The 17,075-nt window shown below is 53.1% G+C and carries 10 protein-coding genes; 5 read left to right on the plus strand and 5 right to left on the minus strand.

Features of this window, described 5'->3' with window-relative positions; all coding sequences use genetic code 11:
• Positions 1-96: 96 nt before the first annotated feature.
• On the minus strand, positions 97-585 hold the full coding sequence (locus QTO30_RS01360; RefSeq protein WP_340421996.1) for a type IV secretory system conjugative DNA transfer family protein: 489 nt from the start codon (positions 583-585) through the stop codon (positions 97-99).
• Positions 564-1,265, minus strand: coding sequence for a helicase HerA domain-containing protein (locus QTO30_RS01365; protein ID WP_340421997.1), 702 nt, complete (start codon positions 1,263-1,265; stop codon positions 564-566). Before QTO30_RS01365 ends, QTO30_RS01360 begins: the two co-directional genes overlap by 22 nt.
• A gap of 192 nt (positions 1,266-1,457) precedes the next feature.
• Here QTO30_RS01365 and QTO30_RS01370 point away from each other — a divergent pair, with 192 nt between their 5' ends.
• From QTO30_RS01370 to QTO30_RS01385, 4 genes are all read left to right on the plus strand, one after another.
• The gene (locus QTO30_RS01370) at positions 1,458-1,988 is read left to right on the plus strand and encodes a DUF3768 domain-containing protein (RefSeq protein WP_340421998.1); all 531 of its coding nucleotides are present in this window, start codon (positions 1,458-1,460) and stop codon (positions 1,986-1,988) included.
• Positions 1,988-2,281 (plus strand): hypothetical protein, encoded by a 294-nt coding sequence (locus tag QTO30_RS01375; protein WP_340421999.1) that lies wholly within the window; start codon positions 1,988-1,990, stop codon positions 2,279-2,281. The genes QTO30_RS01370 and QTO30_RS01375 overlap by 1 nt, the downstream gene beginning before the upstream one ends.
• A gap of 385 nt (positions 2,282-2,666) precedes the next feature.
• Entirely contained in the window at positions 2,667-3,014 is a 348-nt protein-coding gene (locus QTO30_RS01380) for a helix-turn-helix transcriptional regulator (protein WP_340422000.1), read from the plus strand.
• On the plus strand, positions 3,001-3,486 hold the full coding sequence (locus tag QTO30_RS01385; protein ID WP_340422001.1) for a hypothetical protein: 486 nt from the start codon (positions 3,001-3,003) through the stop codon (positions 3,484-3,486). Before QTO30_RS01380 ends, QTO30_RS01385 begins: the two co-directional genes overlap by 14 nt.
• 41 nt (positions 3,487-3,527) lie before the next feature.
• On the opposite strand, the gene QTO30_RS01390 is transcribed toward QTO30_RS01385, so the two are convergent.
• From QTO30_RS01390 to QTO30_RS01400, 3 genes are read right to left on the minus strand one after another with little or no spacing between them, the layout of a single operon-like run.
• Positions 3,528-4,922 carry a calcium-binding protein gene (locus QTO30_RS01390; protein WP_340422002.1) on the minus strand — a complete coding sequence of 465 codons (1,395 nt, stop codon included), beginning with the start codon at positions 4,920-4,922 and terminating at the stop codon, positions 3,528-3,530.
• Positions 4,923-4,969: 47 nt separating this feature from the next.
• Entirely contained in the window at positions 4,970-14,815 is a 9,846-nt protein-coding gene (locus QTO30_RS01395; RefSeq protein WP_340422003.1) for a calcium-binding protein, read from the minus strand.
• Positions 14,709-16,604: a hypothetical protein gene (locus QTO30_RS01400; protein WP_340422004.1), complete on the minus strand. Its 1,896-nt coding sequence runs from the start codon at positions 16,602-16,604 to the stop codon at positions 14,709-14,711. Before QTO30_RS01400 ends, QTO30_RS01395 begins: the two co-directional genes overlap by 107 nt.
• 305 nt (positions 16,605-16,909) lie before the next feature.
• On the opposite strand from QTO30_RS01400, the gene QTO30_RS01405 reads away from it, so the two are divergent.
• Positions 16,910-17,035, plus strand: coding sequence for a hypothetical protein (locus QTO30_RS01405; protein WP_340422005.1), 126 nt, complete (start codon positions 16,910-16,912; stop codon positions 17,033-17,035).
• Positions 17,036-17,075: the final 40 nt, after the last annotated feature.

Here is a 17,075-nt window from a genome sequence, read left to right on the forward strand (position 1 = left end):
TCAAACGCTTCTTCGGACATCCGATTTTCAAATGGGTTGAATTTGGTCATAGCAACAGAATACGCGTGTGCCGCAACGCCACTAGCAGCCACGATATCACTGCAGCCGATATGGTGGATACATTGAGGCTGAGAACGGTGCGAGACGTTGCCCTGCACTCATCACTTGCACCGCAGCTCGGTGGTTGGGCTGGTTTTGCAGATCAAGGGCCTCAAAAGGTGCCATTTGCTTTGCCAGCAAGGGCGCGTCCTTCACCCCAACGCGGAAGGCGATCAGATTGCCGACATTCCCAAAGACCGCGTCCGAGACGTCTGTGCTGAGCTGGGAAAGATGCTGTGCCGCCAGCACAAGCCCTAGTCGGTACTTGCGGGCCTCGGACAGCATACTGGCAAAGCTCTGTGTCGTGAGATTTGGGAACTCATCGACGTATAGGAAGAACGGACGCCGCGCGGCCTCAGGCAGTGTGTGGCGCGTGGTGGCGGCATTCATGATGCCTGAGGTGATCAGGCCCCCAAGGACGTTGGCGATGTCACTCCCGAGCCGTCCTTTGGCGAGGTTTACGATCAGGATCTGTCCTGTGTCCATGATGCTGCGGAAGCGGAGCGGCTGCTCTGGATCACACAGGGCCTTGCGCACAGTTGGCTGCGCCAGAAACCCGCCCAGCTTATTCGCAATCGGTGCGACGCCATCGGAACTGCTTCGGCATGATTGAGCGTCGGAAACTCATGCTTCCAGAAGAACAGGACCTGTTCTTCAGTGACCTGATCAATGACCTTGCGACGGTAGCTCTTGAATGTCAGCAATCGCAAGATGTCGCTGAGGTTGGCATCCTCAGTCTCTAGCAGTGCCAGGATAGAAAACCGCAGGATATGTTCCATGCGCGGCCCCCAGGCATCTGGAAACTGCTTCTTGAGTGTTTCGATCAATCCAGAGGCCACGAGCGGGCGATGCTGTGCGGCAACCTTGGCCAGTGGGTTGTACCCAAGCGGACAGGCGGGATCGCTTACGTTCCAATAAAGATGTGGCACGATCAGATTGTTATGCAGGTCTTCGGCCAAATCGCCATGCGGATCAATCAGACAAAAGCCAGTGCCATGTCGCGCATCCTGGTACATGAGGTTCAGCAGCAGTGTGGATTTACCCGTCCCGGTCATCCCGCAGATGAAGCAATGCTGCATCCTATCAGAGCCTGCGATGACAAATGGCTGAGGATCCTTGTATCGGTGATAGGCCAATCCGATGACAGCCTGGTGCTTGGTATACATTGCCTGATTGTGCCCGAGTAAGCATGCCATCCTAGCAGCCGCGATATCAGCTCCAGTGATATGGTGACTGCTTTGCGCTTTGCTGACCCCAGCGCATCATAGAGCCAGATACGTTCTTCATCCTGATCTCGCCTTCGCCGGGGTGTCGCTGAGCAATCCCGCTCAGCCGCACCTCAAGCGAGAGGTGATATCATGGAAACCAAAGACAAAGTCACGCCAGAGGCACTGCATACCGTCCCTGTCTGCAGGGCTTGTGGCTCAGAGCATGTGGTGTGCGATGCCTGGGCGTGCTTCAACCGTGAGAGCGGATTGTGGGAGCTTGAGAACGTCTATGACGATGCGCACTGTCATACCTGCGAAGAGGCGACGAAGCTCGACTGGATCCCGGCCGATGCGCTCCAGAACCGGCGGGTGCAGGCTCTCAATGACCGCTTCCGCAAAACTGGATTGGGCAACGGCAGCATCATGGTCACACAAGGCGTGCAGGAGCAGGGTGCAGAGTTTGTTGTAGCGGCGGTCTGCGCCGTCCGTCTGTTCAATGAGTTCTCGGAGGACAATGATCCGTGGGGTGAGCACGACTTTGGAGCGATTGAACTGCAAGGCCAGAAGGTCTTTTGGAAGATCGACTACTACGATCGCTCATTGACCCAAGGCTCGGAAAACCCGGCCAATGATGCGCTCACCCATCGGGTGCTCACCATCATGCTCGCGAGTGAATACTGATGGCCGAGACAGACGACGGCTATGAGATGTTCGTGCTGGAATGGACCGAGTTTAAGATTCAGGTTGCGTATCAACGCAATTGGTTCAACACCGGCAACTGGCACATCCAGCTGCAGTGCGACGAGCCGCTACCAGTGACATCAACCGGGTACCGCTCAATCTTCATCGCTGATGACCAGCTCATTGACGAAGCGGACGTCAAAGAGATGGTTCTCAACATGCTCAACGAGGCCGCCACCAGCAAAGACTGGCAAAGGCACCTCGACGATCGACGTCAGCTCAAGCTCTTTTGAAGCGAAACGCTGCTCCTAGTCGGAGTGGCGTTTTTGTGTTGCGACGGTCTCCGGCTGAAATGTGCCTCTGATATCTGCGTCAGAACCTGATACAGCCTTGGAAGAGGTCAGCCGCCTGTTCCAAGTGCTGTTCAGCATCAGTCGCGCCTGCTGCACAGCAAATCCGAATTGACTACAGTGGAGCGCCGTTTGCCGGGCATTTGCGCTGGTATGCGGAACACGTCAGATGTTCCGGTCCCACCGCGCTGAATGCCTGTCAGATGTGCGTCTCGTTCAGCCCAGACCCACTCACCGTATCACCCTCCATGATATCCTGACTGCTAGGATGTCCTTGTCTCTCACCATAGACTGAAGCTCTAGACGCTTAATCAATAATCTAAAGTCTATGAAAACCAAATTCTCTGCTGATCTGCGCCTAGCGCGCAGAAAGGCAGGCTATACCCAGGCTGATATTGCCGCCATGTTATGTGACCATCAATCGGTGGTGTCCGCGTTGGAGAAAGGCGACCAGCGCCCCGACCTGGATCAGATCATCACGCTGTCCGTGATATACAGGCGCTCGTTCGAAAGCTTCTTCGCCGAACGCATGGAAAAGTGCACGCGCCGCCTGAAACGGCGACTGAAACACCTTCCAGCGCATGTGCGAGAGACTGCACACACATTTAACCGGGCGGCATCGCTCAAGTCTCTGCATGAGCGATTAGCTAACCCCATATCCCATGGCGGCGCTTAGCGTGCTGGCGATTGCCGTCGCTTCGGGCAAGGTGGGCTATGTCTACATCGCCGGTGGTCATTTGCAGGACTGGGGCATCACCCTCAAAGCCACCAAGTCCGCCAATGATCTCGTCGGGTTTGTGCAGGAACTGATGAAAGAACTCAAACCCGATGTGGTGGTCACTGAAAAGCGGACCGCCGGATGCCGCAAGGGAGAACGCACCAAAGGACTGATCCACGCGATTGCGGAGCTTGCCAGTCACAATCCAGTGCTGGATGTTTCGGTTGTACGACCACGTGGGTATCCGTCCAAGTATGAGGAGGCCGATGCGCTTGCTCAGCAGTATCCAGAGATTGCTGGCTACCTCCCAAAACAGCGTCGACGCATCTTTGACTTTGAGCCCCGCAGCATGGTGTTGTTTGAGGCACTTGCACTCGCAGACGCCGTGATCAAGGGGGCGCCTACGAAGCTGGCCGAAGCGATGAGATAGAGAAGAGCCGCCCTACTGGGGCGGCTTTTTGAATTGCGAAATCAAACAAAGACAAAGTCGTCTTGATCGATACCAGAAGCCACGCCAAGAATGTCAATTTGCTGGGTCCCGTCGTAGCTAACTCTGGTTCCGCCATCGCCGTCAGATCCAATAACCAGATCAGTGAATGTGAGGTTGGTCGAGGAGAAATCGATCAGATCGATACCAAGCACGAAGTCTGTAATCTGATCAAGCCCGTCTCCGAGATCAAATACAAATATGTCTGCGCCTGCCCCACCTGTTAAGATGTCGTTGTCAGCGCCACCGCTGAGCATGTCATCGCCTGCCGAGCCAGAAATTGTGTCGTCCCCTCCAAGCCCGAAGAGCTCATCATTGCCGCTCGTCCCAGTCAGTGTTTCAGCTGCTTGCCAGCTTGTCGGCGCGAACTGCAGCAGATCAATGCTTCCGCCATTTGCAGTTTGAACGGTGCTTGCAATAGGGGCTTCGCGATTGGCCCATTGACCAGTGATCGTGATTTGCTGCCCTGTGGTGAGGATTTCTATGTTGAGGTCATCACTAGTTGTCGTAGCTACCACGTCTGAAGTGCTGATCTCTCCTTGATAGGTGATCAGGTTGCCGCCATCTGGATCAACAATCTCGTCAAGCTCAACGACCGGCTCAACGACGAGATTGGTGAAGGAAAGGGTCGCATACTCTGTTGTCGTTGTTTTTTTGTTCAAGAAAGCGCCAATATCCAACTCATTGGTGCCCGCCTGCAAGTCAACTTCAACAGATACGGTTCCGCTTTCGCCAGCGGTACCGCCAGCGTTTCTGACAAAGTACCCACTCCCAGAAAAGTCAATGGCCGTCCCATTTATGGAAACTCTACCTTCAACAAATTCGTTGCTTTCAAGTGCGTCTGCGGCAAAGAGTGAGTAGTCGAACGTCACCAGCGCCTTTTGGGCATGTCCTGCATTAATTGTGGTTCGCCAGGCACCAGACATCCCATTTGTAATGTCGGTTTGATTGACGCCACCAACCTCCACCGTCGATGTATCAGTGACGGCATCGTATGTCCCAAAGGCATAGTCTGGTCGGGATGTTCCAAAAGCATCATCAAGATAGGCTTGCACAGTGACTTGTACCGGTAGGGACGGAGGTACGGCGTCGATCACGTAGGTATCTCGACCCAAACCGCCGCTCAGGAAATCATCACCGAGGCCGCCAACCAGAGTGTCATCACCATCATTGCCGTAAAGCGCATCATCGCCCGCGCCGCCTGTCAGACTGTTTACCTCGGAATTCCCATAGATGATGTCATCTCCTGCACCGGCGATCACATTTTCAAAGTTCAGTGCTGTCTCGACTGCCCCAGCAACGGATACCGTCCCAGCAACCAGATCAATCGTCTTTGCTAGATCATCGTTTGTCAGGTCAAGCGTATCATTGTTTAGCACCTCCGTCGAGGGTATCGATATCATCACTCCCAAACACCACATCGTCGTTAAGCGCCTGCATTGATTGTGTCGTTTCCGCCTTGACCATCAAGAATGTTGTCGCCGTCCGTCCCGGTGATCACATTGTCGCCTTGTGTCCCAATGACATTTTCAACATTCTGAATGGATGCAGCTCCCGCATTGCCAGCCACAAGGTCAACGTCCAACAGATTTACGGATGCGCCAAAGTCAATCGTGTCAACGCCGGACCCGCCATCATATAGTTCCGCATCAAACCCAAAACCCGAATTACCGATGATGTAGTCATCGCCTGAACCGGCCAAAATGATATCTGGTCCCCAGCCGCCATTGATGAAATCGTTACGATCTGAGCCTTGAATCACTTCTCCGATCAGCGTCCCAATCATGGTTTCACCCATGTTCTCCGACGGCATGCCAAAGACCTCAATTTCTGTAACATGCAGATACTGATTCTTGTGCTGGAGAGAGACGAATTGGGCATCTATCAGTTCGCTGAGGCTAACTGTAATGATGCTTCCTTCGATAGCTCCTGCAATGGGATCGGAACGGAATACTTCTGCTAGACTAGAGTCGTAGAGAACAAGTTCCGCACCATTTAGGCGGTCACCCCATCCTTCGATCCTATTTGTAATGACAACTTCGGAGAGGTCATAACCTGAACCCATGTCTACTTCGATAAATTCCAACTCACCATTGTAAGTGTGCGGGCGATTGTCTTCCGACTTGATACCGTCAATCGCGAAATGACCCGGGCCACTCCAACCGGTAGAACTCATATTGACAGTGAGTGATCCACGAAGAGCCGCCGTGAGGTCGATTGGCTGCTGGGGGTCAAATGGGGCCGATGTTGCAAGCTGTGCGACAGATATGCCTGAAATGTCGACAATCTGTCCGTCAGAAAACTGCAGAGACTCGATGCGGTTGCCATCAGCCTGGACATTCGCGACCGTTATGGCATCATCAACTTGATCCAAAGGCGTTGATGGGTTGCTTGGGTCTGTTATGTATATCTTCAGATCATCTCCAACTGTCTCAAAGACAAGGTCCTCAAAAGAGATACCGTGACCAAACACGATAGCGTCCCCGGTCGGCGACATCGGGTCCGTACCCACACCCGCGCTGCCAGTATCAGTAATCGTATCGTGTCCGTCGCCGCGATTGTAGATGTAGGTATCGTCCCCAACACCGCCAAACAGCTCATCATCGCCGCCACGTCCTTCTATCGTATCGCTGCCCGCTGCACCTTCAAGCCGATTTGAGATATCAGAGCCAATAATGTGATTGTTACCTGCCCCCCCAATTACGTTTTCTATGTTCTCAAGCGTTTCAAACTGATTTGTGATCAGCCAATGGATCTTCTCATCCGCAAGACTAATAATATTATGATTGTTTATTGAATAACTGAAATCAATCGTGTCGTTTCCATCTCCACCGTCGAAGCTGTCTAGGTCGGAGCTGGAGACTAAAACATCATCTCCATCACCACCAAATAATGAGTCGTCACCATTCCCACCGTCTAAGATGTCGTCCCCATCACCACCATGCAAGTGGTCATTTCCATCGCCGCCGTTAAGTGTGTCATTTCCGGCCTCACCAAACAGATGGTCGTTTCCGCCATTACCGTTTAGCGTGTCGTGCCCATCCAGCCCATAGATGTTGTTCGTATCAACGGTGCCAACAAGGACGTCGTCCTCGACCGTTCCGCTTTGCCTCGTTGCAGAAACGATATCTTGAAGGGTCCACACTGTACCGTCTGCAAACTCAATTGCTTCAATACCTGCATCGTCACCTTCTGTCCCAAATTGATCCCGAATTGTGACCACATCCTGCTGTTGCTGAAGCTCGGGATATTCCATCGGATCAACTGACAAAAGATGCGTCGCATCGGCAGCATGGCCCAGCATTCCACTTCCAAACAGATCAACCCGCAGGTCGTTTGTATCTGGACCATCAACGAACAGATCGAGGCGTTCTGTGCTCGTATTCTCAAAATATAGGATTTCCAGGAAGTGCTGGCCCATGCCCAGCTCTATAGAGCCGCTACGCTCTCGGTAGCCATTCTTCTCACCATCGTTTGTGGCGACGCGTTGCCCATTGATTGACAATGCAGATCCATCATCAGATGCGGTAGTGAAGGTGTAGATGCCACTTGTTGTGACATTTATTGTCCCAAACATCTTCACCCCAAAGTAGTTTTCTCGCCCTCCTTGAACAAACCCGAGGCCCTTGACGTTTGTGTCCATTGCTAGCCCTGCTCCGACAGGGATTAACCCGTCGAAGTCGCGTAGTCGATCGAAATTGGCGTAATAGAATTCGTACTGTAGCCCGCCGAGAGTTGCACCGTAGCCGCTTTCGCCGCCGATTACGACACGCAGATCGTTAGATCCATTGAGGCGTTCTAGGCTCACATTTTCTGGAAGAGCCGATTCGAGCCGTAAAGTATCCGTAGAGACATTCGGGGCTGACGCGGCGTCGATGATAAGATCTGATCCGTCACCCGCATACCAAACATAGGTGTCGTTGCCCTGAGCGCCATATAAAACGTCAGCGCCCAAGCCGCCAATTAGCCGATCATCTGCACCATATCCATATAAGTGGTCATTTCCATCCAGCCCGTAAAGGTTGTCGTCATAAACAGTCCCAACTACCGAAGTGCCGCCCACGGTGTCGGTTACAACTGTTCGAGATCGTATCTCAGCCAAATCCCAGGTTGTACCGCCTGAGAACAGCAGTTCTTCGATTCCTCGGCCGATGTTTGTTCCATCAAAGCTGTCGTCGACTGTGATGGTTTCGCCTGTGCTTAGAATGTCTATGACGAGGTCATTTGAGCCTTCGGGCCGCGAAAGCGCAACATCTCCTGCAGCGATATCAACAAGCCACAACCGGTCATGCTCGGTTTGACTGGCAGCGGTGTCTCGGATCAGATCGTTTCCATCCCCAGCATGCCAAATATAAGTGTCAGCGCCGTTGCCGCCCTGCAAATTGTCATCGCCAGCCTCACCAATCAGGGTGTCCTGGCCGCCTTCGCCTCGCAGGGTGTCGTTGCCCCCACCACCGAAGAACGTGTCTTCAAGCCCCCAGCCTGTGAGATTCTCCGCGGCTTCCGTGCCGATTGTAACAGTCTCGGCCAGTGAACCTCCAAGAACCTCCGTTACGACGCCATCACTGAATTCTATGAATTCGATCCCATCACCCAGTCCGTTGGTACCAACATCGAAGCGATCTGAAACGGTGATGGTGCTACCAGTAGAGATGATTGAAACCAAAAGATCGTCTCCGGATTTCGTCAAATCCGCATTGGATGATGTGACGTTAGAGAACTTTAGCGTATCGACATCACTGCTAAGTGTGCCGGTATCGACCAACTGATCGTTTCCGTCTCCGAGCGCATAGACATATGTATCGCTGCCGGAACCGCCATTCAGTATGTCATTGTCGAGCCCACCAAACAACCAGTCATCCCCGGCGTAAGCCTCGATCGTGTCGTCGCCAGCAAGCCCGTAGAGATTGTCGCGGCCAGACTGACCGACGAGTTTGGTGGTACCTGTATCGCTTTGGTTTGTGCCCTCATGCTTGGTACGGGAAAGAATGTCCTCTTTGGTCCAAACGGCACCGTCGGCAAACAAGATTTGCTCGACACCTTCTCCATCTTCCAGGTTGAATTGGTCCCAGACAGCCAGCCCTTCGATACCATTTGGGCCGAATACCCGTATCTGAAGGTCATCTTTAACGCTTTCGCCAGCGTCGTTCGTGCGCCAGAGCTCAACTTGATCAGAGCTAACATCCTGCAGGATGAGTATGTCGACGTCTGTTTCATCTGCTTCCCGGTCGACGACATGGTCAGAGCCGTAGCCTGTCTGCCATATGTAGGTATCGCTGCCTTTGCCGCCGTCTAGCGTGTCATTGCCAGTACCACCATCAAGCCAGTCATCACCATTTTCGCCTGAAAGCTGATCGTCACCCGCACCGCCTCGGATTTGATCATCTGATTCAATGCCCGAAATGACATTCGGATCATCGTCGCTCAGAAACCACGAATTCTCAGTGATATATCTGCGATCCCAGACTGTACCATCGTCAAAGACGATCTTCTCGATACCCTCGCCAGCCTTATCAAACTGGTCCCATACCCCAAGTCTGGCACCAAGTGCACCAATTTGTATGTTCACCCAGAGATCATTCTTATGTTCGGTGTTCGAGCCCTCTCGTTCCAGCGATACTTGGCTTGGGTCAACGTCGACTAGCCTTAGGGTGTCAACATCATTAGTACCGGACGGCGCTTCTGTTTCCATTTCTCTGACGTAATCCATGCCATCGCCAGGAGACCAGATGTAGGTGTCACTTCCATTTCCACCTGTAAGCCAGTCTAGGCCCTGTCCACCGACCAGTACGTCATTTCCATCCTTGCCGGTGAGCGTGTCGTCGTCCTCTAGACCGTAGTAGTTATCGGCATAGTCAGTGCCGTTGAGCGTATTTGCATTGTCCGTTCCAGTTAGGGTTGCCAACTCCAGGATGCGCGCAAGATCCCAAATCTCACCATCGGCAAATTCTATCTGCTCAATACCATAGCCGTAATCGATATGATCATAACGAGAGTCGACAGTGATAGTCTCACCCGTTGGAATGATGTTGACCAGCAGGTCCCAGCCGTTGGCGCTCCGCGTCAACTCGACTTCAGAAGACAGAACATCGGCGAGATGCAATTTGTCTATCTCGACTGTCGACCGCGACCAGTCTCTGATCTGGTCGTTTCCATCGCCCTTTGACCACCTGTAGGTATCATTGCCATTCGGCAGGTTTGCCTGTGACGCACTGCCATTTGTGCTCCCCCCGTACAGAATATCATCGCCCAATCCGCCGACCAGGAAGTCATTGCCATCAAGGCCTATCAGCGTATCGTTGCCGCCTTTGCCATAAATCGATACGAGACCAACGTACCCTGTAATCGTCTCGGGTTGGTCCGTTCCTGAAATAGCACCCGCTGCGCTGATGTTTGGCGGTATATGCCCGTTCCCGGCCTCTAGGTGTTCAACGCTCTGCGCCAATGCCGCAACGAACTCAGCCTTCGTCAAGCGACCATCTGTAATAAAGTCGGTCCAAACTGAGAGCTCCGTCTGGGTAGGTGCTCTGCCGAGGCCATTGAGAAACGCTTGCTCAACAAATTCGCTTCCCGAAAGGCCATGGAGCGACCAGGTAGGTTTCCCGTCGATTTCGCCTCTGACGCCCATCAGCAATTCAGCGATATCATCTGCGCGCACATCGTCTTCCAATAAGGCTTCAGTGTACTTGATCAACTCTTGTGTGTTTGGATCGCGATCGGTGACCACATCGACAAGGTTGGTGACCAGTTTTTCGACATAGGCCTTGTCAATGCTCCGCTCAAATACCGCGGGATTCATGATCACGTCGAAGTTGTTGGTCCGCATATGCGTGTTGCCGACGACATAATGCTCTGATGAGAACGCGAGCTCTTCGGCCAATTCTGCGCGTGTCTTGGGCCCGCCGTTGACAAAGGCGATTTCTCTTGCCAGCTCCTTCATACTCGGGGCGCGACCAAAGCTGTTCAGATACATCTGCGCAATGAATTGCGCGTCCGACATTGTTCCATATCGCACCGTGAACTCACCAGGCGACATCAGATGTTCGATAAGTCCCGCCTTATCGAGCTGCCCGTCATCAACCCAACGCACTAGTTCTTCGCGTTCGTTGCTGTCGAGACCCCGGTCCAGAACCGTATCGAAGATCATCTCTGCCTCGGCAAAGAGTTGTGCCTTTGCCGCAGCGTCAAACCGAGCGCTATGAGCCGTTGTGACACTCCCTTCGCGCGCCGTCAGCGTCCATGTTTCGATACCGAGTGCGTCGATCTGATGACTGGTCGACAAATGTCCGGATGTGGTGCTAGCCACGCCATTGTGCCATTCGTAGCTGCTGTTATCAACGGCTGAGCGCTCAATGACTTGCTTGTTGCCCTCACGCAGGATCGTCGTCGTGAGCCCGTCAGCGCTTGTGGTCGTGATGAAGGTATTGTTCTTGTCACCGGCCACGCTGAAGGATGTTTCAGTTGTGACGGTAGAGCCATCAGAGGAAATGAACTGCTCTGAAATCTTGTCGGCAATTCCGTTGCCGTCATAGTCCTGAACGCGTGTGGTCTCTCGACCGTCTGCGCTGACTTCTTCAGTGAAGCGAGAATGCAGCTCCCCATCTGCGTAGGTTGTTTCGGTGAGCGTCGTACGGCTCCCATCGGTGTTGAGTGTCGTTGTTTGCTGCGTCGTTGCGTCGATGGTCCCGTCGCCATCAATGTCGATCTCTGTTTGGGAGGTCAGCCCGTTTGCAGAGGTCGCAGTGGTTTCGGTATAGCCAACGGTCCCGCTGCCGAATACGTCTGCAAGCACGGTGATCATATCACCATTGTCGTCATATGACGTGATGACTGAACGCGTAAAATCTGTGACACCATCAGCGTCCAAGTCGTATGCCTGCGCGACACTTGTCCCGTTAGCGTCCTTCGTTTCAACTACACCCGCTCGGATTGTCCCGTTGATGTTGATGTCTTCAAATGTCTCAATAGAGGTGTTGCTTGCGTTGAGTTCCCAAGCCACCTGGCGATCGACAAACCCGTCGCCATCGTCATCGATAGACTGGGTGCTAGAGCGCTCGTCGGCGGCAACCGTAAGCACCGTCGTGCTTTGCAGATTGTACCCTGCACCAAATTGCTGAACCGTGGTTGTGCCGCCGCCAGAGGCGCCGTTTTCAACTGTGGTCAGCCGATCAACACTCCCATTGCCCGAGTAGTCTGCAACGATCGATACCTGCAGCCCATTGCCGCTCGATGTCGTTGTGATCTCGCTGAGTGCGTCAGATGTCGCATCGCGCGAGACTTCACTGACTACCGTGTCACCATTTTGCTCAAACGTCCTATGCGTTTGTGTGATAAAGTCGGACACGCCGTCGCCATCCAAATCCAGCACAATTTCAGCAAACATTCCATCATCGCTGGTGGACCATTCTTGGCGTCCTTTCAGGGTATGATGCTGCCCCCGATGCTCAACGCTCCCGGTCGTCGATCCATCAACCCCAATGGCGGATGTCTCCACCGACCTGAGGTCGATTTCACCATCGCCGTTGTAATCGCGTAGTTGCGTGGTGGTGCGCCCATCACCGCTGACAATCATCTCATAGGTGCCCTCAAGCGCCCCACCGCTTGAGAAGTATGACGTCTCTGTCCGCTGCGTCCCGTTGTCCGCCAGTTGGAAGACGGTTTCGACGTCATTGAACCCGTTGCCATCAACATCGTTCGTCGTGGTCACCAGGCGTTTATCTGCAGATGTCACAACCGTCAGCAATCCAATGGTCGATAAATCCGCTGCCGTTCGAGTGACGGTTTGGGTCTCGATACCATCGAGGCTGAGATCTTTGTCAGTCACGACGCTCAGATCAATTGTGCCGTCCGCATCATAGTCATTGGTCTGTGTGACCGTCCGCCCATCGGCAGTCGTATGTGTGGTCGCGACACTGTACGCATTACCCAAGCGGTCCTGATCTTCGGTGACGCTCAGCGACCCACCATCGGCCTCGAGTGTCGTGCTCTCTGACATGATCAGATCAACGGTGCCGTCACCATCGCTATCTTCGGTGACGCTCGACAACAGGCCATTCGCGCTAGTAGTTGCTGTTGTTGACGACTGCAACGTGGTGCCATCTGCATCAAAGCGGGATGTTGTTGTGGTCATCACGCCCGCATCATCCTCGATACGGGTCATAACCTCATCAAAGACGCCATCCCCATTGCTATCAATGGACGTTGTGACAGACCGCCCATCATAGCTGGATGTAGTGGTCGTGCTGTTGCGGAGATTGCCGGTAGCGTCTTCGAGGGCAGTTATTCTCGTTGTGCTGCCATCGTCGCCAAGTAAGGTCGTATTCGTTTGAATGAGATCGTAAGCTTCGTCGCCATCCTTGTCGCTGAACACTTGGGTAACAAGGCCATCGTCACTGGTCTCGGTTCTCGTTTTGCTGAGTCGTTTACCGCTATATGCAAACACTTCCGTATAGGTCCAGAAGCCCGCTTCGTGGTGGTAAGACGAAAGAGTAGATTGGAATCTCTCTGTGACACCATCCCCGTCTGAATCAATATGTGTGTGTGTTTTGAAGCTGTCGTGACTTACAATTGAAAGCGTGGAACTTCGAAGACTTCCGTCATGGTTCCGGACTTGATCAACTGTTGTACGACCCCCGTTGTCGTTCAGTGACACGACGGACGTCGAAACTCCCTCTAAAACACCATCACCATCAAGATCTGATGAAACTGTCGTTTCCAACCCGTTTGCTGAAGTCTCGGTTAGTCGCGTACCGGATACCTCCCCATCAGGGTGGTACCAGGTTTCCAAAATGTCGCGACTGCCATCCTGCGCCAGGATATTCGATCTGACAGTGTCATCCTGGCCGTCGCCGTTGGCGTCGGTCGCTACCGTCACATCCCGCCTGTCAGAACTCTCAGTGATCGTCTCTTTGGAGAGTAGTGTTGTCTTGTTTCCAGCAAAAGTTGAGCTTTCGCGCACAACAACGCCGCCTATACCCTCTGTCTCCGTCTCCAGCACATAGCGATCCAGAAGTGTATCACCATCAACGTCGATTTCGGTTTCCTGGGTCAAGCCGTCGGCGCTGCTTATCACCCTTGACGTACTGAGAAGGGTGTTGTTCTGGCTGAATGTCTCAATCGTCCGCTCAGATGTACCGTTCCCGGCATCAATCGTTGTGTCCTCAATCTTGCGATCAAAAGAGGTTGGATGGTCAATCACACCATCACTGTTGGTGTCACTGGCACCGGTTTGATCGATGGTGGACGTGATTGTCAGGCCATCTTGAGAAGTGACCTTCGTGGATACCGAACTGTAGGTGCCATCCGTGTTGCGGTCCCATTCCGTCTCTGTGCGTGCATTGCTCGTGGGATCGACTGTGACAGACCTGACAAGATCGTTGGTCTCAAAAATGCCGTTCTCGTTCAGGTCAACTTTGGTTGCTGACGTGACCTTATCCGCGCCCAGCGTCACTTGCGATTTGGCAAGCAGGTTCATGTTCTTGTCATGGACAATCAGGTCCTGCAGTCGGCTGCCATCCGCGTTGATGGTCGTGTTGTCCACCGACGTCATCTCATAGAAGCCATCGCCATCTGCATCTGTCTTGATGGTTTTTTGCAACGCATCCGCCGATTGCGTCTGCTCCGATTTAGTCCGCAAAGAGCCGTCGCGGTTTGTGACTTCGATCGTTGACACCGTGCCAGACGCACTCACGGTGATGTCTGTATCCTCGACAGTCTCAAACAGGCCGTTCCCATCGCTATCAATCGAAACTGTCTTGGTTTGGCCATCAGCACTTACACTTTCAGTTATCGCCGAATGTTTCGAGTTGTCCTGGTTCCTGTTCGTTGTCGTTTCGACGCGGCTGCCATCTGGCGCAACCGCGATTGCATGCTCGACAATCAGGTCAGCAACGCCATCGCCGTCGTTGTCGATATATTCCGTCCGTGTCATCCCGTCGGCGGTGACGTCCTCCGTCACGCTGCGGATTGCGGTACCTAGGTCGGCACCAGCCGCAGGGGGCGACCAGTCGGTGGTGACGATGTTCAAGCTGCCATCGGCCTCAGTGGTCCGCACCTCGGTCTGGTCAAACCAGCCGCCACCGGTCGAATCCCGTTCAATCGTGACGACAAGCCCATCAACGCTGGTCGTGGTCACGGTCTGGTTCTGCAGGATCGCGGTTGCCGGGTCAGACCCCATGCTGTTGGTGACAGTTTTCTGCAATTCGCCGCCGGGAAGTGTGACGTAAGAAATCGTCTGGTAGCCGATCGACGACACCATCGCCATTGTCGTCATAAGTGTTGGTCGTCTGGGAGCCGTCCGCGCTCACCATCGTCGTGTTCACAAACGCAATGCTGCCATCGGCGTTATAGGCGGTGGTCACTTCCGTTCGCGTGCCGCTGCCGTCAAAGCTCTCGACCTGTTCCAGGCGATAGCTTATGCCCTCGGCGGTCAGTGTGACGTCGGCAACTGTGCCTGTGGTGCCATCCGCGTAAGTGAAGGTCGTCTGGCCGGTAATGACGGAACCATCCGGCAGCTCGATGTTGGTGGCATCGGCTGTCAGATCAATCGAGGTGATGTTCTTGAAGTTGTAGCCCTGCAAACTCGCCAACTGATCCAGCGCAACAGCAACGGTTGAGCCGTCGGCCAATGTGACCATGACCTTAAAGTCCGCGAGCTCCGCACCAGACAGAACACCATCACCGTCCGTATCAAAGACGGATGCGAGGGCTTCCATGTCCGACTTCGCCGTGGGGTCCCACTCGGTGAAGACGTATTGGCGGGCTTCTGTGATCTTGCCGGTATCGTCAGGGTCAAAAAAGAGAACGGCATTGCCGACATCTGCCCAAGCCGTGCGGTTCTGCAAGCCGTCGCCAGTGGCATCCATGTAAATGGCAGAATTGGACAGTTCCGTGATCTTAATGCCGTTGCCGGTGAGATCGAAGAGAATTGGCTGGGCACCAACAAACTTGGGATCATCCCCTTTACGTCCAAAGTCGTCTTCCCGGTCGGGAGTGGGTGCAGGGGCAATGTTACCACCCGGATTGCCAGATGGAACTTTCACCTTGTTGTCATTGACACCCCCACTTTGGCCATTGCTAGCCTCTTGTCGTTCTTTAGCCTCTCTCTTTATTCTCTCCAAATTTGTTTCGTTATCGTCTTCATCATCATCGTTGCGGATGAAGACGTCGTGTCCTTGACCAGTTTGACTAGAGTGCCGCCAGTCATCCTGAGACAAGCGCCAATCGTTGTCATTCGCTGGATCTCCATCCCCAAATGGAACAATCGGTATGCCGGGTACGCGCAGCTGGAGGCCCGGAACTGTCAATGCGTCGGCCAACTGATCCAGTCCGTTTAATTCTTGGCCAATGCCTATGTTATTTGCAGAGTAAATGTTTCCTTTAAGGAGATCTTTAGAGGTTCCCGTCGCGCCGTTTGATGCCAATACGGTAACGTGCGGCCCCGCCTGGCTTCGTCCGTCAGACTCTATTATGATTGGAGCCTTGACACGCAAACCGGTCTCGTTATCGGTGTAGGTCGCCAACCTGTTCCCGCTTGTGTCAATTTCAATTGATATAGGAGCTGACTGTTTAACGCCCGGTAGAAACTCATTCTCAAATCTGTCCGATGCCAGAAGGTTAAGGATAGAGTCGAAACCTGCAAATAGGTTGACATTGAGCTCAATGTACCCGTTGGAGTCCTTCGTCCCTAAGCCAAACCTTACGGCGATTTCTGCTTCCAAAGCATTGAAAGAACCACCAAAAATGAACCTTTTGATTTCCCAGTCTTTCTTGATCACCCCAAAATCAGTCTGGAAGTCGTCTCGAGACAAGTCGTGAATACTATCTCTGGAAAATCCATGGGCAGGGTTAACCGTTAAGGCCCCAAATTCAAGATCTCCCCTGCTCCCAGCTATTTTGACTGAGTAGTCAAAAGCGTTGAGCGCATCGACTTCATGCCTAAATGAGCTCTTCGAGGACAGTGCCGGAAGATCCAGAGAATTCAAGACAGGGTCAAGGCTAGAAGTAGAGGGGCCGGGGTGCTTGATACCGAAGAACAGCGACAGAAACCTATCTTCATCCATCTGGGCGTTTCCTATCTAAGAGTTTTTTGATGATTGCGATGGTCAATCGAAAAAGGGGAAAGCCAAAAACCAATGCAAATATGGCAGCTCCAATTCGTTGAGAAGACGGGGCATTGCTATCGAAAAGTGTCCAAACCGCCAGTGAAAAAATTGCAACAAGAAATAAGAAACCCGCGAGCGATCCCAGTATGTTTTTGAAAGTCAAGTTGCTAACCCTGATCATGTGCAAGGCTTGGTAGTGGCTTTGCTCTTACTATCACACTGAAGGTGTTGTCACCCGACACGTTATACAATGTAGGGGTCCTATGGCGTTTCGTGTTGTTAGCGGCACCACAATCATCTCTCAGCAAATCACAGTTTTGGAACTGATCGAGTGGTTCGAAGAACGTGCCATCGGTAAGGGTGTAACGCTCTTCGGCCAAAGAAGGTGAAGCGAATGATATCGCCAATACTAAAATAGCATTTCGCATA

This window comes from Yoonia sp. GPGPB17, from assembly GCF_037892195.1.
In the GTDB taxonomy this organism is placed as follows: Bacteria; Pseudomonadota; Alphaproteobacteria; order Rhodobacterales; family Rhodobacteraceae; genus Yoonia.